Genomic DNA, 22,158 nt, shown 5'->3' with positions numbered 1-22,158 from the left:
TCCTGAGGAAAGGCGTCAGCCGCAGCAGCCGCCTCCGCAGCAGCCGCCTCCGCCGCCTCCGGCGCCCGCGCGGGGTGCCGGTGCCGGGGCGGAGGCAGAGCCGCCGACCGCGACCGTGGAGAGGAGTTTCACCGTGTCGTCGTGACCCGAGGGGCAGGCCGCCGGGGCGGAGGACTCCGCCATGGGGCGGCTCAGTTCGAAGGTGTCGCCGCAGGTCCGGCAGCGGTACTCGTAGCGAGGCATGCGAACAGATTAATCTGCTGCCACGGAAAAACCGCCCTACCGGATTCCTTTGGAGCATTCTTGTCCGAACCGGTGTGGAGAATATGTAAAGGCCGCTGGTAACTTTCGATCGTCGCGAGGAGCCGTAAGGCCGGGGGGATGTGGGGCGCGCTGCCGTTGACCACGGCAGTCATGCCCTTCCGCGCGAGCACCATCGAAAGCGGGGAGGGGAGACGCAGCCGTGACCAGGGCTGGGTGGGAACCGGAAGAGACCATGCAGTTGAAATCTCCCGCTTCCCTATATACGAAATACGGGGAAGATGCGGAACTTGCGGACGAGTCCGCGCATTCGCGTGCGGCCTCGGGTGGGAAGCGGGCCGGCAGGTCGCGCCGTCGGCGCAGGGCCCCCCGGCCTTCCCCGCTGTCCCGACTCCGCGCCGCCGCGGGTTCGCGGCTGACCCCACTCATCGCCCGCGTGGCGCCCCACGCCCGTCGCCTGCGGCCCCGGTACCCGCACGCCGACCGCACCGGCTGGCGCCGCTGGGCGCCCTCCTGGCGGCAGTGGCTCGGTGCCGCGCTGACCTTCACCGGCCTCGCCCTGGGCTTCCTCGGCGTCGCCTACGCCGCCACCGACATCCCGGAGAACCTCAACTCGTACGCCACGCAGCAGGACAACGTCTACTACTGGTCCGACGGGACACCCATGGCCCGCACCGGCTGGGTGCGGCGGCAGGCCATGCCGCTGAAGGACATACCCGAGGACGTCCGCGACGCGGTGCTGGCGGCGGAGAACGCGAGCTTCTACAGCGACCCCGGCATCTCCTTCAGCGGCCTCACCCGGGCCCTGTGGCGCACCGTGGGCCAGGGAGACACCCAGGGCGGCTCCACCATCACCCAGCAGTACGTCAAGAACGTCTACCTCAACCAGGACCGCTCGGTCGGCCGCAAGTTCACCGAGGCCATGCTCGCCCTCAAGCTCGACAACGGGATGAGCAAGGACGACATCCTCGAGGGCTACCTCAACACGAGCTGGTTCGGCCGCGGCACCTACGGCATCCAGCGCGCCGCCCAGGCCTACTACGGCAAGGACGTCGGCGAACTCGACGCCGGCGAGGCCGCGTTCCTCGCCTCCCTCCTCAAGGGCGCCTCGCTCTACGACCCGGCCCTCAGCAAGGCCAACCACGCCCGGGCGGTGGAGCGCTGGTCGTGGATCCTCGACCGCATGGTCGACAACGGCATGCTGTCGAAGTCGGAGCGGGCCAAGTACAAGGAGTTCCCCGAGCCGCTGAAGCAGACACCGGGGTACGACACCGGCAAGCAGAGCGACTACCTCGTGGAACTGGCCGCCCAGTACGCCAAGAAGGCCGCGCACATCTCGGCCAAGGAGTTCGACCTCGGCGGCTTCCAGATCTACACGACATTCGACCGCAAGCAGGAGACCGCGCTCACCGACGCCGTGGCCGAGGCCCGTAAGAAGGCACGGAAGGACGACGCGGCCAAGGCGAAGACCCTGCACTTCGGCGCCGCCTCGGTGGCCGCCGACGGGCGGATCCTCGCCATGTACGGCGGCCCCGACCACCGCACGCAGGGCTACAACGAGTCGAACGCGACCACCGTGCCCGCCGGTTCGGCCTTCCTGCCGTTCGTCTACGCCGCCGGCCTGGAGCACGGCGTGCACAAGGCCCGGGACGGCGCCGCGACCGACGTCACGCCGCAGACCCTGTACGACGGGGACGACGGCATCCCCGTCATGACCCCAGAAGGGCCCTACTGGGACCGCGGCGGCAAAAAGGTCACCACCCACAACGACGGCAAGCGGTCCTACGGGCGGATCAGCCTGAGCCGGGCCCTCGCCCTGTCGGTGAACACACCGTTCATGCAGCTCGGCATGGACACCGGCCTGGACAAGGTGCGCGACACCGCTCAGGCGGCGGGCCTGCTCTCCTCCAGCTTCGGCCCGCAAGTGCCCGGGATGTCCCTGGGCAGTGCCACGCCCAGCGCGATCCGCATGGCGAGCGGATACGCCACGTTCGCCGCCGCCGGCACGCATGTCGAGCCGTACTCGGTGGCCCGGATCACCCGCAACGGTTCCGAGGTCCGGCTGGCGAAGCCGGCGTCCCGCCGCGCGGTGCGGGCGAGCGTGGCCGCGTCGGTCCAGTCCGCCCTCACGGACGCCTTCCGCACCGCCCGCCCCGGGGCGGACCCGGACACCGAGGTGGCCGGGAAGGCCGGCACCGTGCAGAACGACACCGCGTCCTGGTACGTCGGCACGGCCCACTCCGTGTCGACGGCCGTCGTGGCCTACCGCATCGACCTCAGCAAGAGCCTCGAACCGCTGCCGTTGCAGGGGATCGCGGGCACCTCCGACGACAGCGTCCCGTACCGCGTCTGGTCCGGTGCCCGAGGCCTCGGCTGACCCCCGCGCCCGGCACCACCCCACCACCCCCACCCCCCTCGCAGAATGAGCCGCGCATGAAGTCACCGTCCGGCCGCCGCCGCCGACCCCGCGGTCCCCGCCGCACCACGCCCCCGGGCATACTGACCCTGGCGGCCCTCCTCGTCGTCGCCTCCCTGGTCTCGGGCTACCTGGCCCTGAACCGCTCGGACCCCACCACCCCCACCGCCTCCTCCGGGGCCCGTAAGGCAACCTCGGAGAAGGGGGACAAGGAACCGTCTTGGGACGGCAGGACCAAGGTCCTCGGGGACGGCTCCACCTCCTACACCGGCCCGCAGAAGGGGCAGTTGAAGCCGGTGCCGCTCAGGCCGGGCGAGAAGCCGCCCCAGTTCGTGGTCTTCTCCTGGGACGGCGCGCTGCAGGGCGACGACGAACTCTTCTCGCACTACCGGGAACTGGCCGAGCAGTACGACGCCCACATGACCTTCTTCCTCACGGGCATCTACCTGCTGCCCAAGAGCAAGAAGGACCTCTACTCCCCGCCCCAGCACGCCAAGGGCTCGGCGGCGATCAGCTACGCCACCGACGAGCACATCCGCACCACGGTGGAGGAGCTCGGCAAGGCGTGGCAGGGCGGGAACGAGATCGGCACCCACTTCAACGGCCACTTCTGCGGCAAGAAGGGCGGCGGCGACTGGAGCGTTGCGCAGTGGAAGAGCGAGATCGACCAGTTCTACGACTTCGTCGAGAAGTGGAAGACCAACACCGGCTTCCAGGACGTCGACCCGCTGCCGTTCGACATCAGGAAGGAGGTCACCGGCGGCCGCGCGCCCTGCCTTGAGGGCCAGAAGAACCTGCTGAAGGCCGCCGAGGGCTACCACTGGCGCTACGACGCCAGCTCCGCGGGCGACTTCCAGATATGGCCCGGCAAGAAGAACGGCATCTGGGACTTCCCGCTGCAGATGCTCCCGTACGAGGGCGGCACGTACCAGGGCCTGTCGATGGACTTCAACTTCCTCTACAACCAGTCCGACGGCGAGACCGAGGGCGACTCGGCGAAATACCCCCAGTGGGAGGAGCAGACCGTCGCCTCCTACATGTCGGGCTTCAACCGCGTGTACTACGGCAGCCGGGCCCCGCTGTTCATCGGCAACCACTTCGAGGACTGGAACGGCGGCATCTACATGAGGGCCGTCGACCGGGTCGTCAAGGACATGTGCACGAAGAAGGGCGTCAAGTGCGTGTCCTTCAGGGAACTGGCCGACTGGCTCGACGTGCAGAAGCCCGAGACGCTGCAACGGCTGCGCACCCTGGACCCGGCGCAGTCGCCCGACTGGTCGACGGTCGTGAAGTAACGGGGACAACACCCTGAAATAACAGAGGCAACACCCTTCACAGCAGCCACACACTTCATGCGAAGATTTTCTCCCCCGGCAACCCTTTGGCCGGGGCAAGAGGGGAAACACCAGTGAAATCAAGGAAGTTGAACGTGACGCGCCGCCGCGTCTCGATACTCGGCGCCGCGGCGACCTCGGTCGTCGCGGGAGTCGCCCTGCTGCCCAACTGGAGCGCCGGCGCGGCGGTCATCGACGACCCGACCGTGGACGCGCGGACCAAGGCCACCTTCCAGCGGCTCGCCGACGCGGTCTTCACCGACCGCACCGACGCCCTGGTCACCGGCGCGCAGGGGGACCGCGAGAAGCCGCTGACCGACGGCTTCTCCGGCGACGTCAAGCTCTCCTCCGGCACGGCCCGCTCCGAGGACGCCACCCTGTCCGGGCTGGGACAGCGCAAGGAGACGCTGGCCAAGGCCGGCGAGAAGTACCGCAAGGCCAGCACCACCGTCACCCTGAACGCCACCCGGGTGACGGGGCGTACGGCCAAGGCGGCGGTCACCGAGACCACGACCCTGACCTACGCCGGGGCCCGGGGTGACGCGCCGCGGACCACCGGCTTCCAGGCCCGGCACGAGCTGACCTTCAGGGCCGACCGGCAGGGCGACTGGCAGCTGACCGGCATCCGCGACACCGACCAGGGCGGACTCGCGGTGAACACGCTCGCCAAGCCCGCCCCCGTCAAGGCGACCACCGCCGACGACACCATGCCGGACGCCCCGCGCGCGGCGACCACCCGCAACCCGGCCGCCGCCCCGAAGACCGGCACGACGTACGACTACAAGGCCATGGCGGCCTACGCCGAGAAGTACTGGAACGTCTACAACAAGGACTACCCGGACTTCAACGGACACGGCGCCGGCGGCGACTGCACCAACTTCGTCAGCCAGTCCCTCAAGGCGGGCGGCTGGAAGCACGTCCCCGGCTACGTCTACGACTACACCAAGTGGTTCGGCAACGCCGAGATCCAGTCGGACTCGTTCGTCGGCGTCAACGAGTGGTCCTGGTTCGCACAGAACTCCAAGCGGACCAAGCCCCTCGCCAACGTCTACCAACTGGAGGTCGGTGACGTCCTCCAGATGGACTTCGACAAGGACGGGTCCAAGGACCACACGATGGTCGTCACGTACAAGAGCGGCGGCGTGCCGTACGTGACCTACCACTCCAACAACACCCTCCGCAGGTCGGTGGCGAGCCTCGTCGCGTCGTACCCGACGGCGTACTACTACGCCTACCGCACCTGATTCCGGCCGGGGCCTGAGATCGGGCGGGGGCCGGGCTCAGTGTCCGGCCCCGCGCTCCTCACGGATCCGGCCCACCACACCGGCCGCCGTCTGCCGGATCGCTTCCGTCTCCGTCAGGAAGTGCCAGTAGTCGGGGTGGCGGCCCTCCAGGCCGGCGATCGCGCGATCGAGACGGGACACCGCCTCGTCCAGGGGACGGGCATGGCGCGGGTCGGGTGTGTTGCGGCCCGACATGGCCAGACGCTGGGCGTCGCGGAGGGCGAAACGGGTGCGTTCGATCTCCTGGTGGGGATCCTTCTGTACGGCGTTCAGCCGGTGCAGGCGGTCGCCGGCGGCCGAGACGGCCTCGTCGGTGCTGTTGAGCAGGGCCCGTACGGTCGACAGCAGGGACGTCGCGTCGGGCCAGCGCTGCTCGTCACGGGCGGTGCGCGCCTCGGCCAGTTTGGTCTCCGCCTGGCGGACGTTCTCGGCGGCGATGTCGGGGACGTGCTGCAGGTCCTGCCAGCAGGCGGCCGTGAAGCGGCGGCGGAGCTCGCTCAGGAGGGGTTCCACCTGTTCGGAGCGGGTGGTGAGGGCCTGCGCGCGGGTCCGCAGGGAGACCAGCCGGTGGTCGATCTCGGCGGCCCGCTCCGGGAGCCGCTCGGCCTCCACACGGATCGCCTCCGCCTCGCGTGTGACGCGCTCGGCCCGCTCCAGGGTCTCGGGCACGCCGTGCCGGCCGGCGCCCTGGTTCAGCTTGGTCAGCTCCGGGGAGAGGGCGGCGAGACGCGCGGCCAGGTCGTGCGCCGTCAGCCCCGATGATCGCGACGTGTCGAGGGCGTTGGAGGCGGCGAGCAGGGCCTGGCGGGCGCGCTCGACCGCCGGGGCGAGGCGGGCCAGCTGGGTCTCGGCCTTGCCGAGCAGCGGGCCGAGGCCGTCGGGGGAACCGGGCCAGGTCCTGCTTGACCCCGGCCCGAGTTTCCCTCCTTGGCGGGGGGTCAACCTCGGCGGGGGGCCCCCCGAGGGCCACCGAGGGCCTCCAGGTTCGTCACGGTTGAGGTCATAGGGGTCGACGGGCGTCGGATGTACCGGTGGGCTGACCTCGTCGATACGCCGGCCGAGGGCGTCGAAGTCGGCGACGGCACGCCGGGCGGCGGGGGAGTCGTCGACGGCGGTGATCGTCTCTATCGAGATCCGCAGGTCGCGCTGCGCCGTGTCGAGCTCGTAGAAGGCGGCCGCCGCGGCGTCCTTCGCGGCCTGTGCCTCGGCACGCTGGCTCTCGGCACGGCCGCCGAACCAGCGCCGGGTGCCCCCGCCCGCGAAGGCGGCGGACAGCGCCAGCGCGGCCATCAGCGGCAGTCCCATCAGGGTGAGTGTGTCGCGCAGCGGGCCCGGGGTGCGCGGGAGGCGGCGGCGCGGGCGGTGGGCGCGCGGCACCGACGGCGAGTACGGCTGTGCTGGTGTCGCCGTCACATGCCTCTCCCGTGGTGTGGTCCACCCTGCCCGGTGTCATTCTCCCACCGGTTAAGGACGAACACACGGGCCGGTCAGTTCACCGTTCGGACCGTGACTTTGCCGTCGCCGGTGTGGGCGGACACCACGTGGGAGCTGGTCTCGTCGCGGGGCACGGACACCTCCACGCCGCCGTCGCCGGTCTCGGTGGTCACCCGGTAGGCCGCCTCGGGCAGCGCGATGGTCACGGAGCCGTCGCCGCTGCGGGACTCCACACGGGTTTGCGGGACCGTGCCCCGGGCAATGTAGGCTGTCGACTCGTCCTGGCCGTGTGGTCCGGGAGCCGGGTGCGTAGCTCAGGGGTAGAGCGCCTGCCTTACAAGCAGGATGTCGGCGGTTCGAAACCGTCCGCGCCCACGGTACTGCGTAGCAGGTCAGAGGCCCTTCAGTGATCACCCTGGGGGGCCTCTCCTGTGGGCGGGTCCACCACGGCGATGCCCCGGCGGGCGGCCGAGCACCTCGCTGTCGTACGGCGCGTCGGCGCCGTGGCCGAGGAGCCCGTCGCCCGTGACCCGCAGGAGCCCCGCTCCGGGAGGATGGGCGGGGTCTGCGGCATGAGCGGCGCTACCGCCTCGGCAGTGCGATCTCCAGCGTCTGCTCGCTCTCGGGATCGAGGAGCTTGACCACCGGCGTGGGGCTGGAACGCTGAGCGGGCACAGCACCCACAGGAGGCACAGACGTGGGGCCGGCACTGAGGGAGACCTCAGCGCCGTTCTGCCGGGTGCCCCAGCCGGTGCGGGCACATGTGGCCATGCCGTACCAACGCAGCCAGCGCAGCGCCGTCCACGCCAGGATGATCGCCAGGGGCATCATCAGCCACGTCACCGCGCGCGAGCGGATCCGCTCGTCGCTGCGGATCACGCCGAGGTAGCGCAGCCCCTGTGCCCAGCCGATCAGGAACGGCACCCACAGCATGCTCGTCGGAGGCAGGTTGTCGAACGCGATCGGTTCCACCAGCAGGAGCCACGCCGTGACCATCTGCACGAGGAACACCTGGAACCAACGCATCAAGTGCAACCAGAACGCCGGCCGAGCGGGAGACAGGTACTTCATCCGCCACACGGAGCGGATCGTCGAGCCGCGCATCCACCGCAGATACATGCGCGTGAAGTGGCTCCATTTCTCCGGCATGGCGGTGAACACGACGGCGGAGGGCTGCTGGACGGTCAGGCCGCGCTCTTGCGCGTACAAGGTCAGCAGGCTGTCGTCGGAGAACATCACGGGTCTGCCGAGGAATCGCTCGTTGAGGTACGAGCCGAGATTGTCGCGGACGACCTCGGCCCGGTACGCGGCGAGTGGCCCGGAGTTCACTGTGACGGCACCGACGGCCGACTGCCCGGAGCGATCCACGAGTTGGCTCGTGGTGAACCACAGGTCGGTGATCCGGGCGAGGAGGTTGGCGCGGTTGTTCGTAGCGATGACGATCCCTGCCACGGACTGCACACGCGGCCGCGCGAACGGGGCGATGATCTCCGCGACGGCGTTCGGCGCGAAGCAGGAGTCGGAGTCGCAGGTGATGTAGATGTCCGCGTCCGGGCTGACGCCGACGCCGTGCGCCTGGGCGTGGCGCTTGCCCCCGTTGGGGACGCGCTGCCAGGTGCCGGCGACACCGGCCTGCCGGGCTGCCTGCTCCCACCAGGCCCGTACCTCGGCGTAGTCGCTGCTGGTGGAGCCGTCGTCAACGATGTGGACGCTGTCGGGACGCCGGGTCTGCCGGAGGAACGACTCGAGGCCGAGTCTGAGGTAGCCGGGATCCTCGTTGTAGACGGGGACGAGGATGGAGACGTGGAGCTCGTCGAGTTGGCGCAGCAATCGGGGTGTGAGCTTGCGGGGCCGCTCGAGGTGGTACATGAGCGTCTGCATCATGAACACGAGGAACAGCGCCAGCCATACGAGTGACAGCCGACTGGCGGTGTGGCTGTCGAAGGCGGCGGCGGTCAGGGCGTGGTGTGCGGTCCACGCGGTGGCCATGGCGAGGACGACGATACCCATGAGGATGGTGCCGGAGCGGTGCTGGCGGGCGGCCAGCACCGGCATCCGGCGGCGCTTTGCGCTCACTCGTCGCCCACGCTGCGTCCACGGCGGAAGCCGAAGCGGATCAGTACTACGCCGGCGATGACCGCTGCTGCTGCGGCGGCGATCATCCATCCGCCGACGTAGTAGGCGGTGCCGCCGATGACGACGGTGCCGAGGCCGGTTTGCGCGAGTTGCGCGTTGTCGGACATGCGGTTCCCCCCCTGGGAATGATTGTTGTGCAGGTCGAAGTGCATCAGGTTGTCGGTGGTGGACCGGGGGTAACTGGCGATGTTGGGCGCATGTTGCGCGTGTCATGTGACGTGGGTGAATGCCGGCGCCGTAGGTGAAGTAGTCATTCCGGCTTGAAGGGCACTGATTTCACTTTGTGAGGGCGTTCCGGCATGTGCGTCCGAGCCCGCCGAAGGGCTTGTCTACGATGTGCGTTGTGAACAGCCCCGTCCCGCGCCCCCCGCGCCCCGCCGTCCGGCGCCGGCGTGTGCTGTGCGTGCTGGGGCTGTTGGCGGGGCTGCTGGCCATGCACGGTCTCGCGCCCGGTGGCGCCATGCCGAGCCAGGAGCACATGCCGCAGGCGCGCATGGTGCAGGCGTCCGAGCGTTCCGAGGCCCAGGACGGTTGCGGGCAGGGCGGGCACTGCGGTGGCGGGCACGTCCAGCACGCCGACGCGACCTGTGCCTCGGGGGCTGTCGGGGGCGGGCCGGTGTTGCCCGCGCTCGTCGCCTCCCCGGTCGCCGTGGGCGTACGGGAGGACGTCGTACGGGATCGCGCGGCCGTGGAACAGGACGGTGCGCGTGCCCCGCCCTCCCTCGCCGAACTCCAGCTTCTGCGGATCTAGACACCCCTGCGCAACGCGCCGGCCCCATGCCGGTGCGGTGCGTCGCCGTGTCCGAATCCCTTGCTGATCCGTTCCTGATCCGTTCCGGATCAGCAGAAGCATCAGAAGCAGGAGTTCACGTATGAGCAGCATCCGTACCCTGACCCGCCGGGCCGCCCTCGTCGTGGCGGCCGTCGGCACCGGGTTCGTCCTCACCGCGTGTGGTGGGGGCAGTGGTGACGACAACGGCGGCGGGCACGGGGCGCACGCCTCCGCGTCCGAAGCCACGGCCGGTGCCCACAACGCCCAGGACGTCTCCTTCGCGCAGGGCATGATCCCGCACCACCGGCAGGCGCTGGAGATGGCGCGGCTGGCCGACGGCCGGGCCTCGTCCGGCGCGGTCAAGGACCTCGCGGCGCGGATCGAGAAGGCCCAGGACCCGGAGATCAAGACCATGACCGGCTGGCTGAAGTCCTGGGGCGAGGACGTCCCCGCGGCCGGAGGCGGCATGGAGGGCATGGACCACTCCGGCTCGGGCCACGGCGGGATGCCGGGGATGATGGGCGAGGCCGACATGGCCGAGTTGGAGAAGTCCTCGGGCAATGCCTTCGACACCAAGTTCCTGGCCCTGATGGTCGAGCACCACCAGGGCGCGGTGGAGATGGCCACCGTCGAGAAGAGCAAGGGCGGCTACGGCCCCGCCAAGGCCATGGCCGAGGACATCATCACCGCCCAGAACGCCGAGATCGGCGAGATGAACAAGCTCCTCGGCAAGGGCAACGGCGAGAGCGGCAGCAAGGGCTGACGCCCGGGTCGCTACGAGGTTCCGCCGGGCTCCTCCGGCGGAACCTCGTGGGCGTGCTTCAGCTCCGAGCGGGCCGCCACCCGCTCGGAGCCGGTGAGTTCGGACCAGTAGCGGTGGGTGCTGACGAACACCGCGAGCTCGTGCTCCCGCCGCCGCAGCTTCTCCACCTCGGCCTGCTCGTCCGCGCCCCAGCCGGGAGAGGCGGGGCGCTCCACCTTGCGCCAGCCGTTGTCGTCACTGAAGCCGTCCAGCGGCTCCACCGACCAGGGGAGCCGCTTCAGCAGGGCCGACAGCTCGGCCCGGACCTGATGGAGTTCCTCCTGACCGGCGAGGAGGTCACTCGGAAAGTCGTAGGTCGCAGCCACGACCCAATGATACGCCTGTTCGATTTTGGGTGGCGAGTTCCGTCTCGTGGTTCACCCCGAGGGGGTGTTCCTTCGCCAGCTCGCCCACCACCCGGGCCGCCACCGGGGCCGCCACGCCGTGCCGCTCGGCCGCGCGGAGCAGCGCCCCGCCGATGGCGTCCAGTTCGAGGGGCCGGCCCGCCTCGGCGTCGCGTTGCATCGACGACTTCGTCGCCGGTGGGAAGGCGTCGTAACGGGCGAGGGCCTGGGCAGGGTCCGCCGGTCCGCCGCACGCGCGGCTGATCGCGGCCGTCTCCTCCACGAGGGCCGTCAGCTCCTCGCGGTGGAGGGTGCGAACGTCGCCCAGGGGGAGTCCGTAGCGGGTGGTCAGCAGGGCGAACGGGGCGAGGAACGACATCTTCGCCCACAGGGCCGCCGTCTCGTCGTCCTGGACGCGGGTCGCCGGACCCGCGGCGGCGATGGCCGCCGCGAGGGTCTCGAGGCGGGCCCGGGGCGCCTGCGCACCGGCCAGGTCGACCTCGGCGAAGGGACTGGCGTGTTCGATGACGCCCGGGGCGACCCGGGTCGACTCGACGCGGATGACGGCGGGGGCCACGCGGCCCGGGCGGTAGCGGGCGCGCAGGGCGGCCGGGTGCTCCACACCGTTCAGGAACGGCACGAGGAGGCCGTCGGCGAGCGCCTTGGCGGGCACGCGCGCCAGGGCGGTGTCGAGAGCGGTGTGCTTGACGGTCACCAGACACGCGTCGACCGGTTCGCGCAGCCGGGTGTCGGCCTCCACCCCGGCCGTGAAGTCGCCGAAGCGTGCGCTGCGGACCCGTACGCCGTCAGCGCGCAGGACCTCGGCCGTCTCCTCGCCGGACAGGCAGATCACGCGGTGACCTGCGCGGGAGAGCAGGGCGGCGAGGAGGCCGCCCACGCCGCCCGGGCCCAGGACGGCCACGGTGAGTTCGTTTCCCATGTCGGTTCCCTCTCTCCGGTCGGCCCCGGAACGGTGGCCGCCTTTGAGTGATCATGACAGGAATCTCTGTCGTGGCGGGGCCGAAAGGGCGAGACTGGGGGCATGTGCCGGAGTATCAAGACCCTGCGTCCGCCCGCGATGCCCGAAGAGGCCACGGAAGCGGACATCCGGGCCGCCGCGCTGCAGTACGTGCGGAAGGTCTCGGGTTTCCGCGCCCCCGCCGCTCACAACCAGGAGGTGTTCGAACGCGCCGTGGAGGCCGTCGCGCAGGCCACGGCCGAACTGCTGGACGGACTGGAGATCAGGGGAGCCGGCGCCCGGCAGGCGAGCTAGTGCCCCGACAGGCGACGTTCGCCCCGTCGCGACGCCCGGCACGCTCCCCCAAGCTCTTCGAGCAGGGGGTACCCCCACTCGCCGCACCGGCCGAAAGCCTGAGTACGTCCCGTACGAGGACGTCCGGCCGGCACTCCCCAAGCTCTTCGAGCAGGGGGTACCCCCAGAGCACGCACCGGACGCCGCTCCTCGACGGGCAAACGTTGCCTGCCGTGGCATCAGGACACCGGCCCGGCTGAGGCCTACGGACGCCTCCGACACCTTCGGCCGGCGTCTGGGGCCTACGACGCCTCCGACACCTGCGGCCGGGGGCGCATCAGGTACGTCGCCCCGGCCCCCGCGCCGAACAGCGCCCCCACCGACACCGCCGTCGCCAGCCAGCTCGCGCCCAGCCAGTGGGCGCCTAACCAGCCGAGGGCGACGCTGTACGCGGCCCAGGTCAGACCCGCCAGGGCCGACCAGGGGAGGAAGTCGCGGGCGCGGCGGTGGGCGGCGCCCGCGCCGAGGGAGACGACCGAGCGGCCGGCGGGGGCGAAGCGGGCGAGGACCACGAGGGCGCCGCCGCCCCGGGCGAGGGCCGCGCCGAGACGTTCCTGCGCGGTGGTCAGGCGGCGGGAGCGGGAGATCGCCCGGTCCAGGCGGTCGCCGCCGCGCCAGGCGAGGCGATAGGCGGCCAGGTCGCCCAGGACGGAGGCGGTGGCCGCGCACAGGGTCAGGACCAGGATGTCGGGCACGTCGGTCGCCGACCCCGCGGCCGCCGCCGTGGCGGCCGTGATCACCAGGACGCCGCTGGGCAGCACCGGCAGGAACACGTCGAGCAGGACCGACAGGATCACCACCCCGTAGATCCACGGACTGGTGGCCAACACCCCCACTTGCTCCAGCACCGCAACTCCCCGTGACTCCCCCGTGGGCCGGACCGTGCCGCGGTGTCGCGGGGGAGCGGCAAGGGCGGCCGATGACAGCCATACAGCGTACGCCGGGGGTGTGACGGGCGGTTCACGGGGGGCTCGTACGTTCGGTACCACTTGTTCACCTCCGCGGACGCGGAAGGCGCCCACCCCGGCCCACATGGGAAGGCGCCCACCCCGGCCCACATGGGAAGGCGCCTCCCCGCGATCGCGGGAAGGCGCCGTCGCGCGAGGTGCCGGCCGGGCGGCTCAGGCGGCCACTGGGGTCTGGTCCGTGGACCGCTGTCCCTGCGTCGAGGTGCGCTTGGCGAACAGCCGGTCGACGCCGAACGCGCCGGAGCCCGTGAAGATCAGCAGGAACATGGCCCAGCAGTACATGGCCGCGCCCTCGCCGTTGTTCTCGATGGGCCACAGACCCTGCGGCTGGTGCACCTTGAAGTAGGCGTACGCCATGGCGCCGGAGGAGATGAAGGCCGCGACGCGGGTGCCGAGGCCCAGCAGCACCAGGATGCCGCCGACGAGTTCTATGACGGCCGCATACCAGTTGGGCCAGGCGCCGGTCGGCGCGGTGCCGCCCTTGCCGTCCGCGCCGCCGAGGACGCCGAAGAGCGCGACGGCGCCGTGGCAGGCGAACAGCAGGCCGATGACGATCCGGAACAGTCCGAGAGCGTACGGCTGTGCGCCGTTGAGGCGAGCGGTCATGTGGGGGTCTCCTTCGGACGGCCGGCCCGGGGAAGGCCGGTCGGGGGACAGAACCGATGAGTAGCCCACGTTAGGTGTGCCTAATTGATGCTTGCAAGTTCAACATTTGGCCACTGGTTTACCTCTGATTGCGGCCCTCTCGCGCCCCTAACTGCACGTAGGGCGGCTCTCGCCACTGCATCCGCGTCCGAAAGTGTGACCGAATCCACCCCCGGCCGGGCCCCCGCCGCGGTCACCCAGTGCACGCCCTCCGTCGGCACCCCGAAAGCGAACCGCCGTGCGTGCGCGGCTCCTTGACGGTCAATCAGATGATAGGGGCGCGGGGTCACATCCAACCCCCCTGTTTCGTGACCGTCGACGGTGTGCGGCCGGCACCGCCCGGTCCGCAGCAGCCCCGCGAGGAGTTCGTCGGCCGTGTGCCGCAGGTCGGGCTCCGGCAGACGGGCCTCTATGAGGGTTTTCACGCGGACCGACGAGCCCGGTATGTCGGGGGAGTACGCCGTCCAGGCTCCGTCCACCTCCGCCACCCGCAGCCGCGGCCCGAGCACCCGCACCACACCCGCCTCCACCAGCGCCGCCAGCTCCTCGATACGGCGCCGGGGCGGGCCGATCGACAGGAAGGCGTTGAGCGGGGTGTACCAGCGGTCCAGGTGGTCCCGGCGGGAGGCGCCGGCGATGCCGCCGTGGTCGACGATCAGCCGGAGCTCGTTGCGCAGGTCGCGCAGCACGTCGAGGGCCGCCTTCGACGGGCCGCGCACATTGCCCAGGGCGGCCTGCGCCGCGTCCTCGCGCAGGTACGACAGCAGCCAGTCGCGCCACTCGCCGGGGTGCGCGAAGTGCCGTCCGGCATACGGGCGGGAGAGCCGCTCCCAGCACCAGCGCTCCTCCTGCGGCACGCCGAACTCGTCCAGCAGCAAAGCCTCTTGGGGGTCGCCATGCGGTACGGCCAGGAAACGCTCGACGAGTTCGCGGCCCCGCCGTCGCCCGGGCGCTCCCGGCCGCTGGAGCAGCGCGGCGTAGTAGACCGCCTCCACCTCCTTCGCCACCAACGGCCACACCTCCGCCAGGAAGTCCGGCGCCTCCCCGGAGTCGGCGCGCTTGCGGAAGCCCGCGATCACCTCCGGCGTGAGGACCAGCGGGACGTGCCGGCCGTAGGGCCCCTTCGCGTTGTCGCCCCGTGCCTGGTACGGGATCCCGCGCCGCGACCCCGCGTACAGCCGCGGTTCGCGGCCGGAGGGGAGATAGCGCAGGCCCCGCGCGTCCGGTACGAAGCGGCCGCCGCGGCCGGTCGTCAACAGGGCCGCGTGGTCGAAGAAGTTGAGGCCGAGGCCGCGCAGCAGGACGGGTTCGCCGGACGGTACGCGGGACAGGTCGACGTCGGCCGGATTGGCGGGCGGGACGTGGCACAGGCCGTGGTGTGCGGCGTGGGCCGCCAGACGCCGCTGGTCCGGGTCCGCGGTCGTCGGCAGGTGCCCCTGGGCCAGGACCACCGCGGACAGGCCGGTGAGGACACGGCCGTCGTCGAGGGCGAGGTCCTGGTGGCCGTCAGGGGCGTCGTCGAGCCGGACCGCGCGTGCCCGGTGCGTCTCGACGCGTACGGCCGCCGGAGCGTCCCGTACGACCCGCGCGAACACCCACTCCAGGTAACGGCCGTAGTCCGCCCGGGCCGGGTACTCGTCCGGGCCCAGCGTGCCGCCCGCCCACTCGTGCAGGCTCGGACCCGGGCGGATCGGGCCCGAGCAGTCCACGCTGTCGTCGGTGAACAGGGTCACCTGGCAGGCCACGGTGTTCATCAGCAGCTCGGACGACTGGCCGGTGCGCCAGACGCGGCCGGGGCCGGGCGGGTCCGGGTCGATCACGTGCACCGTCAGCCGGGCACCGGGCGGGAGGAGCTCCGGGGCGGAGGCGCAGAGACGCTCCAGCACGCTGGTGCCGCGCGGCCCGGCGCCCACCAGGGCGACGGCGAAGGGCGGGGGGTGATCTTCCGGTACGGATTCCTCGGTCGACGCAGGCAAGGGTGGGACTCCCGGGCGTGTGGGGCGCGTGTCGGCGGGTCCGCCGGTCGGGAAGCGGACGGTCCGCCTCATCATGCCGTCGTCGGGAGCCGGAACCGAGTCCGGTGGGAAGGACGGACGCTCGCTGTGGCATGCGTCACGAGCATCGTGGGGCACAGTGGCGACAAGCGGACGGAACGGGTGGAATGCCGGGATCCGGATGCGGCGCCGTGCACGACCGGGACCACAACGCAGCCCGCAACGTCCTTTTCGAAGGACGCCGCATCGTCGCCGCCGGACGGGCCCGGACGCCAAACGCCTCGTGGAGCGCCGGTAAGACCAGGGCGAAAGTCCCGGCACGGCGCGGTGAAGCGGGAAGCCCCGGAGGGTCAGCCGACCCAGGCCGGATCCCCTGGTGATGAAGCCAGGGAGCACGTCAAGGGGCGAGCTCGGAGTCCAGGAGCGTCGCGAGCCGCGGGCCCGCTCCCTCTCGCGCCCGTGCCCGCTCCAGCCGCAGCCGTGCCGAACGCCCGCGCAAGGTCAGTGTCATGAGCTGGTTGCCGAACCAGGGGCCGTCGGTCTTGCGCCAGGTGACCGGCGGTGGCGCGAGTCGTCCGTGCCGGGCGAGGCAGCGGCCGATGCCGCGCGACACGGCGGTCCAGCCGATGCGGAAGGCCAGCCGCATGGAGAGCGGCACCGAGTTGTGGACGGGGGAGCAGACCAGCTGCACCACCCGGGCGCCGGGCCAAGAACAGCGGACCACGAGGGCTCGGCGACGTAGGCGTGGTGCACGTCCCCCGACAGCACGCACACGGTCGCCGGCGCGTCCGGCCCCGAGCCGGCCTCGGCGATCAGGCCGGCGAGCCGGGCGAAGGACTCGGGGAAGGCCGACCAGTGCTCCAGGTCGGCGGCCCGCCGCACCTTCTCGCCGAACCGGGCCCAGCGGGGACCCCGTTCGCCCCGGCACAGCGCCGCGTTCCACCCCTCGGCGTCATGCACCAGATGCGGCAGCAGCCAGGGCAGCGAGGTGCCGACGAGGAGGTGGTCGTACGCCCCGGGCGAGTCCAGCACCTGCTCGCGCAGCCAAGCCTCCTCGCCCGGGTCGAGCATCGAGCGGCCCTGCTCGTCGAGGACGCGGGCCGCCCGGCTGTCCACCATCAGCAGGCGTACGCGCCCGAAGTCACGGCGGTAGCTCCAGCGGACCGTGGCCGGGTCGGCGTCGGCCCGGGCGGCGAAGGTGCGCAGCACATCGGTGCCGTCGGGCAGCTTCCGGACCTGCTCGTACACCGGGTCGGCCGCCAGCTCCTCCAAGGAGAGGTTCCCGAGGTGCTGGTGGACCCAGTACGACATCAGCCCGCTCAGCAGCCGCTCCCGCCACCAGTCGGTGGCCCGCATGTCGGCGAGCCAGGCGGCGGAGGTGTTCCAGTCGTCGATGACGTCGTGGTCGTCGAAGATCATGAAGCTGGGCACGGTCGACAGCAGCCAGCGGATGCGCGGGTCGAGCCAGGACTCGTAGTAGAGGTGCGTGTATTCCTCGTAGTCGGCGACCCCGTTGCCCGGCGGGTCGTTCAGGTCGCGGCGGGCCGCCAGCCAGCGCTGGGTGCCGTCGGAGGTCTCGTCGGCGTATACCTGGTCGCCGAGCAGCAGCAGGACGTCCGGCCGCTCGCCCTCCGGGTCGGATGAGAGACGGGTGGCCAGCGCGTCCAGGGCGTCCGGGCCGACCGGGTCGTGCCCGCCCGCCGGCGGGGAGGCCCAGCGGCAGGAGCCGAAGGCGACACGGAGGCCGCCCTCCGGCCCCGGCGCGTGGATCGCCGAGGGCGGGAAGGGCGAGCCGGGCAGCGGCCACACCCGGCCGCCGTCGAGCAGGACCTCGTACGTCGTGCTCGTCCCGGCCGTGAGGCCGGTCACCGGGACCAGGGCGTAGTGGTGGCCGGCGATCTGGAAGGTGCGGGCCGTGCCACCGGAGCCGTCGGCGCAGCGCACCTCGGCGGTGCACGGACGGCTCGTCTCGACCCATACGGTCGCGGACGAGCCGTCGGTGTACCTCAGCAGTGGTCCGAGGCGCAGTCCGGCCATGGTGATCCCCTCTCCGTCGCCCCGTACGGTACGGAACGACGGAGGTCGGCGGGGAGACGCCGACCGGAATTACCTGTATGTCAGCAACTCGCGAGGTAGTTCGTCAGCGCGGACTTCTCGGCGGAGTCGACCGAGAGGCCGTAGTAGTACTTCACCTGGACCCAGGCGCGCACGTAGGTGCAGCGGTACGCCGTCCGGGAGGGCATCCAGGTGGCCGGGTCCTGGTCGCCCTTGGCCTGATTGACGTTGTCGGTGACCGCGATGAGCTGCGGACGGGTCAGGTCGTTGGCGAAGGACTGGCGGCGGGACGTCGTCCAGGAGTCGGCGCCGGAGTCCCAGGCCTCGGCCAGCGGGACCAGGTGGTCGATGTCGACGTCGGAGGCGGCGGACCAGGTCGCGCCGTCGTAGGGGGAGTACCAGCTGCCGCTGGTGGCGGCGCAGGAGGAGTCCTGCTGGACGTTGGTGCCGTCGCGCTTGAGGACGACCTCGCGGGTGTTGCAGGCGCCGGACTGGGTGATCCAGTGCGGGAAGAGGTCGCGGTCGTAGCCGGTGCGGTCCTCGGTGGCCACGGTGAGCGAGGAGAGGTAGGAGCGGGCGGTGGCGGCGCTCACGGGGGTGGGGAGGGCGGCGGAGGCGGCCGGACCGTTGATCAGTCCGGCCGAGGCTATGAGGCCGGTGAGGCCGGCGAGCACGCTGAGTCGTCGACGCGCGTAGAACTTGGGCATGCGAACTCCCTTGTGGGGTGGGGGTGTTGGGCGGCGAGCGGGAGAATGCTCGCCGCGCCGTGTTGCGGGGAGGTGTGCGTCCGGTGAGAAGTTAGTGACGCGGCCATGACATGACAAGATTCAAGCCGGAACTTTTCACTCCTGGAGCGTCACGTACCATGGACGGCGCAGAAGGGGAGTAGCTCTTCGCCGGACCGTCGACATACTGCTCAGCCAGCCTGAGCCGGCGCCCGGAGGCCGGTCCTTCCAGGACCTGCCAGCGAGACCTTCGGCAAGCAGTGCACGCCCGTGCCCGACGGCACGGGTTCCGAGTGTGCTGCCGTGCCGAGGTGTCTTGGGTGATGTTCAGCACTCTCGGTGGGGCAGCCCGACCGATTGAGGAACCCTTGATCAGCCTGACCGTGACGGCCGTCGTCTTCGGTGTCGTCTTTCTCGCCGAACTGCCGGACAAGACCGCCCTCGCCGGCCTCGTCCTCGGCACCCGCTACCGCGCCTCCTACGTCTTCGCCGGTGTCGCCGCCGCCTTCGCGCTGCACGTCGCGCTCGCCGTCGCGGCGGGCAGCGTGCTGACGCTGCTGCCGCAGCAGCTCGTGCAGGCGCTGACGGGTGTGCTCTTCCTGGGCGGGGCCGCGGTGCTGCTGCTGAAGAAGAGCGAGGACGAGGAGGAGGTCCGCAAGCCGGAGAACCAGTCCTTCTGGAAGGTCTCGGGCGCGGGCTTCATGCTCATCCTGGTCGCCGAGTTCGGCGATCTCACCCAGATCATGACGGCGAACCTGGCCGCCCGCTACGACGACCCGCTCTCCGTCGCCCTGGGCGCGGTGCTCGCGCTGTGGGCGGTGGCCGGGATCGGCATCGTCGGCGGGAAGGCCCTGATGAAGAAGGTGCCGCTGCGGCTGATCACGCAGATCGCGGCGCTCGTGATGCTCGGGCTCGGGGTGTGGAGCCTGTGGGAGGCCGTGACCGGCTGAGCCGGCTGAGTCGCTGGGTGTGCCGACCCGGGGAGCTGAACGGTGGGTGAACGTCCGCCGGGGCCCCTGGCGCAATCATGGCCTTCTTTTGTACCGTGGGGGAACAAAGTGGCCCTCGCCCGTTTTCCCTGACCGGCGGGCGGGGCCGCCTTGTCCCTCCGGGGGTGCCGCGAAACCGTCGCGCGCCTCTCCCGCCCTGAGCCTTGGAGCTGCCGATGACGGCCACCGCCGTGCTCACCGCCCGCGCCCTCCTGCTGGACATGGACGGCACCCTCGTCAACTCCGACGCCTCGGTCGAACGCGTCTGGCGGCGCTGGGCCGAGCGGCACGGGCTGGACGGCGACGAGGTCATGAAGGTCGTCCACGGCAGGCAGGGATACGCCTCGATGGCGCTGCTGCTGCCCGGCCGTCCCATGGAGCAGAACCACGCCGACAACGCCAGGATGCTGGCCGAGGAGACGGCCGACACCGAGGGTGTCGTCGCGATTCCCGGGGCGCCGGAGTTCCTGGCCTCGCTGCGGGGACTGCCGCACGCGCTCGTGACCTCCGCCGACGTCGCCCTGTCGACGGCGCGGATGGCCGCCGCCGGGCTGGAGCAGCCCGAGGTGCGGGTTACCGCGGAGTCCGTCGGGGCGAGCAAGCCCGACCCAGAGGGCTTTCTGAAGGGGGCCGCCGAGCTGGGTGTGGCACCCGCGGACTGCGTGGTGTTCGAGGACTCCGGAGCCGGGATCGCGGCGGGGCGCGCCGCCGGGATGACGGTCGTCGGCGTCGGGCCGCGCGCCGCGGCCCACGAGCCCGACGTGGTCGTGGCGGACCTCACGAAAGGTGCGCGTGGAGGCCGTGGGGGACGGGACGGTCCGCCTGCACGTGGGGTGACGGCCGCCCGCATCCGTGGTCCGAGGCCGGTCAGCCCCGGCCGACGCGCTCGGCGATGACGCGCGCGCACTCCAGGGACTCGGTGTGGGTCGTGTCCACTTCCAGGTCGTAGCGCAGGCCCTCGTGCACCAGGTGCGCCTGTGACGCGGCCATGCCCCGGGCCCGGTCGCCCCGTGCGATCTCACGCCCGGCGGCGACCGCGCTGTCGCATCTGACGCCGACCCACAGCAGGTCGAGCCCCACCAGAGCCTTCTCCCAGCGCTGTCGCGACGCCGGTCCGCCGAGGAAGACGTCGTCGACGACGACCCTGGCGCCGGCGCGGGCCATCGCCGCGATGCCCTCGGTCCAGGCCGCGTCCAGCGCGCGGAACTCCGCCCCCACGCGCACGCCGCCGTCCGCGGCGAAGGTGATGCCCTCGTCCGAGCCGTGCATCCTCGCGGGCAGGGCCTCGACGAACGAGTCGACGCCGAAGGCCGGCCACGGGTCCGGCAGCACCTGTTGCAGGCACCGTACGATCCCCGACTTGCCCGAGCTCGAACCGCCGTTGAGGACGATCACCTGAGTGGTCATCGCGCCACCGTACGGCTTCGGGCGGCCTACGGCTCCTTGGTTTCCGACTCCAGCCTGGTCCGGGTCCCCCGGCCGTAGACGCCGAGGTCGTCGTCCTGGATGCCGCGGGACCACTGGTAGGTGCGGACGGCGTCCTCCAGCCCTTCGTCGTAGGTGCCGTCGTCGTCCTCGACGTAGAGGGACAACTGGCGCAGGCGGAGCTGGAGTTCGGTGACCTCCGGGCCGCGGTCGCCGAGCCGCAGGGTGGTGGGGCCGCCGTTCTGGCGGGAGTTGTCCGGGGGTGCCTGCCCGGGGCCGGTCGGTGTGGCGGACGTCTGCGGCGCCGAGGGGATGGCCGACCGCGACGGGCTCGGTGAGGCGCTCGGCGTGGACGGCGACGGGGAGGCGGACGGGCTGCTGGTGGCCGACGGCGACGGCGGCGGTGCCGCGGGTGCGGACTCAGTGCCCGGGGCGCTCCGCTCGGCCGGTGTGGACGCCGCGCTGCTCGACGGGCCGTCCGGCACGCTCGCCCGGATGTCGTCCGGCAGCGCGGTGTCCCGCGACGGCGCCTCGTAGGCGAACAGTCCGCTCGCGTAACCGGCCGCCGCCACGACCGCGACACAGGCCGCGGCGGCAGCGGCGAGCAGCACGCCACGACGCCGTCGACGGGGCCCGCCGTCGGGCTCGGCCGCCCCCGGGACGCCCTCCCCGGACGTCCCGTCGAAGAGCCGCAGGTCCGTCACGCTGGGCTCGCTCGCGGCGGACGTCAGGGGCGTCGGCAGCACGGTGGTGTCCGGGGAGACCGGCAGCACTGTGGTGTCCTGCGCGGTCGGCAGCGCGGTGGTGGCATCCGGGTCGACAGGGCGCAGGGGCATGGTCGTGTCGGCGGGGGAGGGCGGCGGAGCGGCGGCGCCCTCGGCGCGGAAGGCGTCGGCAGGGTTCGCGAACGGTCTGCTGGGGGTCGGCTTCGGGGTCCGGCCGGACCGTCTGCGCGCGGGCCTTTGCATACGGGGGTGTGGCGGGGCCCGTTCGGGTGGGACGGGTGCGGGGCGCCTTCGGCCGCTCGGGCGGAACCCTCGCCGGGCGAGGTCCGTACGTGCAGCGGCGGCGTGGCCCCGCCCTGCGCCGACAGCGACCGCTCGGGTCCCCGCGGGTGTGCGGCCGGGGCGTCCGGCCGAGGAGGCGGCTGGGAGCCTTCGGGTGTCGACGTGAGGCCGTCGCCGCCGGAGGGGCCCGCTGAGTCTCCGGCGGTCCGCCCTGCGTGGGAGGGCTCCGCCCGCCGAGGTGCGGGCCGGCCGTCCA

At 71.7% G+C, this 22,158-nt stretch carries 19 protein-coding genes, 1 tRNA gene and 3 pseudogenes; 9 read left to right on the top strand and 14 right to left on the bottom strand.

The window, feature by feature from the left end; genetic code table 11:
- Positions 1-15 precede the first annotated feature (15 nt).
- Positions 16-243, bottom strand: coding sequence for an FmdB family zinc ribbon protein (locus tag SSQG_RS39030; RefSeq protein ID WP_003989923.1), 228 nt, complete (start codon positions 241-243; stop codon positions 16-18).
- A gap of 220 nt (positions 244-463) precedes the next feature.
- Between SSQG_RS39030 and SSQG_RS11485 the strand changes: the two genes are divergently transcribed.
- The 3 genes from SSQG_RS11485 (at position 464) to SSQG_RS11475 (ending at position 5,255) form a co-directional block, all read left to right on the top strand.
- Positions 464-2,638 (top strand): transglycosylase domain-containing protein, encoded by a 2,175-nt coding sequence (locus SSQG_RS11485; protein ID WP_003989922.1) that lies wholly within the window; start codon positions 464-466, stop codon positions 2,636-2,638.
- Between the two features lie 56 nt (positions 2,639-2,694).
- A complete protein-coding gene (locus tag SSQG_RS11480) occupies positions 2,695-3,972 on the top strand; it encodes a hypothetical protein (RefSeq protein ID WP_003989921.1) in 1,278 nt (425 codons plus the stop codon).
- 134 nt (positions 3,973-4,106) lie between these two features.
- Positions 4,107-5,255, top strand: a complete 1,149-nt coding sequence (locus SSQG_RS11475) for an amidase domain-containing protein (protein ID WP_003989920.1) — start codon at positions 4,107-4,109, stop codon at positions 5,253-5,255.
- A 36-nt stretch (positions 5,256-5,291) separates the two neighbouring features.
- Here the strand turns inward: SSQG_RS11475 and SSQG_RS11470 are convergent, their stop codons facing one another.
- Positions 5,292-6,707, bottom strand: a complete 1,416-nt coding sequence (locus SSQG_RS11470) for a hypothetical protein (RefSeq protein ID WP_003989919.1) — start codon at positions 6,705-6,707, stop codon at positions 5,292-5,294.
- 74 nt (positions 6,708-6,781) lie between these two features.
- Positions 6,782-6,982, bottom strand: a pseudogene (locus SSQG_RS11465) (hypothetical protein); the annotation flags it as partial.
- A gap of 49 nt (positions 6,983-7,031) precedes the next feature.
- On the opposite strand from SSQG_RS11465, the gene SSQG_RS11460 reads away from it, so the two are divergent.
- Positions 7,032-7,103, top strand: a tRNA-Val gene (locus SSQG_RS11460).
- A 207-nt stretch (positions 7,104-7,310) separates the two neighbouring features.
- Here SSQG_RS11460 and SSQG_RS11455 read toward each other — a convergent pair.
- Entirely contained in the window at positions 7,311-8,804 is a 1,494-nt protein-coding gene (locus tag SSQG_RS11455) for a glycosyltransferase (RefSeq protein WP_244299091.1), read from the bottom strand.
- Positions 8,801-9,016, bottom strand: a complete 216-nt coding sequence (locus tag SSQG_RS11450) for a hypothetical protein (protein ID WP_003989916.1) — start codon at positions 9,014-9,016, stop codon at positions 8,801-8,803. The genes SSQG_RS11455 and SSQG_RS11450 overlap by 4 nt, the downstream gene beginning before the upstream one ends.
- A gap of 182 nt (positions 9,017-9,198) precedes the next feature.
- Here SSQG_RS11450 and SSQG_RS11445 point away from each other — a divergent pair, with 182 nt between their 5' ends.
- Positions 9,199-9,615 carry a DUF6153 family protein gene (locus tag SSQG_RS11445; protein ID WP_003989915.1) on the top strand — a complete coding sequence of 139 codons (417 nt, stop codon included), beginning with the start codon at positions 9,199-9,201 and terminating at the stop codon, positions 9,613-9,615.
- A gap of 121 nt (positions 9,616-9,736) precedes the next feature.
- On the top strand, positions 9,737-10,399 hold the full coding sequence (locus SSQG_RS11440; RefSeq protein ID WP_039932411.1) for a DUF305 domain-containing protein: 663 nt from the start codon (positions 9,737-9,739) through the stop codon (positions 10,397-10,399).
- An 11-nt stretch (positions 10,400-10,410) separates the two neighbouring features.
- Here the strand turns inward: SSQG_RS11440 and SSQG_RS11435 are convergent, their stop codons facing one another.
- Positions 10,411-10,764: a hypothetical protein gene (locus SSQG_RS11435; protein ID WP_003989913.1), complete on the bottom strand. Its 354-nt coding sequence runs from the start codon at positions 10,762-10,764 to the stop codon at positions 10,411-10,413.
- Positions 10,736-11,722: a ketopantoate reductase family protein gene (locus SSQG_RS11430; RefSeq protein WP_052310263.1), complete on the bottom strand. Its 987-nt coding sequence runs from the start codon at positions 11,720-11,722 to the stop codon at positions 10,736-10,738. The genes SSQG_RS11435 and SSQG_RS11430 overlap by 29 nt, the downstream gene beginning before the upstream one ends.
- 102 nt (positions 11,723-11,824) lie before the next feature.
- Between SSQG_RS11430 and SSQG_RS11425 the strand changes: the two genes are divergently transcribed.
- Positions 11,825-12,055: a DUF2277 domain-containing protein gene (locus tag SSQG_RS11425; RefSeq protein WP_003989911.1), complete on the top strand. Its 231-nt coding sequence runs from the start codon at positions 11,825-11,827 to the stop codon at positions 12,053-12,055.
- Positions 12,056-12,336: 281 nt separating this feature from the next.
- On the opposite strand, the gene SSQG_RS11420 is transcribed toward SSQG_RS11425, so the two are convergent.
- The 5 genes and pseudogenes from SSQG_RS11420 to SSQG_RS11400 form a co-directional block, all read right to left on the bottom strand.
- Complete coding sequence (locus SSQG_RS11420) at positions 12,337-12,942, bottom strand: DedA family protein (protein ID WP_003989910.1); 606 nt, start codon at positions 12,940-12,942, stop codon at positions 12,337-12,339.
- 273 nt (positions 12,943-13,215) lie between these two features.
- Complete coding sequence (locus tag SSQG_RS11415) at positions 13,216-13,668, bottom strand: DoxX family protein (protein ID WP_003989909.1); 453 nt, start codon at positions 13,666-13,668, stop codon at positions 13,216-13,218.
- Between the two features lie 80 nt (positions 13,669-13,748).
- Positions 13,749-15,683 (bottom strand): FAD/NAD(P)-binding protein, encoded by a 1,935-nt coding sequence (locus SSQG_RS11410; protein WP_003989908.1) that lies wholly within the window; start codon positions 15,681-15,683, stop codon positions 13,749-13,751.
- A 415-nt stretch (positions 15,684-16,098) separates the two neighbouring features.
- Positions 16,099-17,738 (bottom strand): annotated as a pseudogene (locus tag SSQG_RS11405) (alkaline phosphatase D family protein).
- Positions 17,739-17,818: 80 nt separating this feature from the next.
- Positions 17,819-18,463: an HNH endonuclease family protein gene (locus tag SSQG_RS11400; protein ID WP_003989905.1), complete on the bottom strand. Its 645-nt coding sequence runs from the start codon at positions 18,461-18,463 to the stop codon at positions 17,819-17,821.
- A gap of 386 nt (positions 18,464-18,849) precedes the next feature.
- Here SSQG_RS11400 and SSQG_RS11395 point away from each other — a divergent pair, with 386 nt between their 5' ends.
- The gene (locus SSQG_RS11395) at positions 18,850-19,431 is read left to right on the top strand and encodes a TMEM165/GDT1 family protein (RefSeq protein ID WP_039932408.1); all 582 of its coding nucleotides are present in this window, start codon (positions 18,850-18,852) and stop codon (positions 19,429-19,431) included.
- Between the two features lie 215 nt (positions 19,432-19,646).
- Positions 19,647-20,307, top strand: a pseudogene (locus SSQG_RS11390) (HAD-IA family hydrolase).
- 30 nt (positions 20,308-20,337) lie between these two features.
- On the opposite strand, the gene cpt reads toward SSQG_RS11390, so the two are convergent.
- Together cpt and SSQG_RS11380 are read right to left on the bottom strand one after the other, a co-directional pair.
- Positions 20,338-20,877: a chloramphenicol phosphotransferase CPT gene (gene cpt, locus SSQG_RS11385; RefSeq protein ID WP_003989902.1), complete on the bottom strand. Its 540-nt coding sequence runs from the start codon at positions 20,875-20,877 to the stop codon at positions 20,338-20,340.
- 26 nt (positions 20,878-20,903) lie between these two features.
- Entirely contained in the window at positions 20,904-21,731 is an 828-nt protein-coding gene (locus SSQG_RS11380; protein WP_052310262.1) for a peptidoglycan-binding protein, read from the bottom strand.
- Positions 21,732-22,158 lie beyond the last annotated feature (427 nt).

Origin of the sequence: Streptomyces viridochromogenes DSM 40736 (genome assembly GCF_000158955.1) — a bacterium.
Taxonomy (GTDB): Bacteria; Actinomycetota; Actinomycetes; order Streptomycetales; family Streptomycetaceae; genus Streptomyces; species Streptomyces venetus.
Note: the sequence above shows the minus strand (reverse complement) of the source record. Positions and strands in the feature narration are given on the sequence as shown.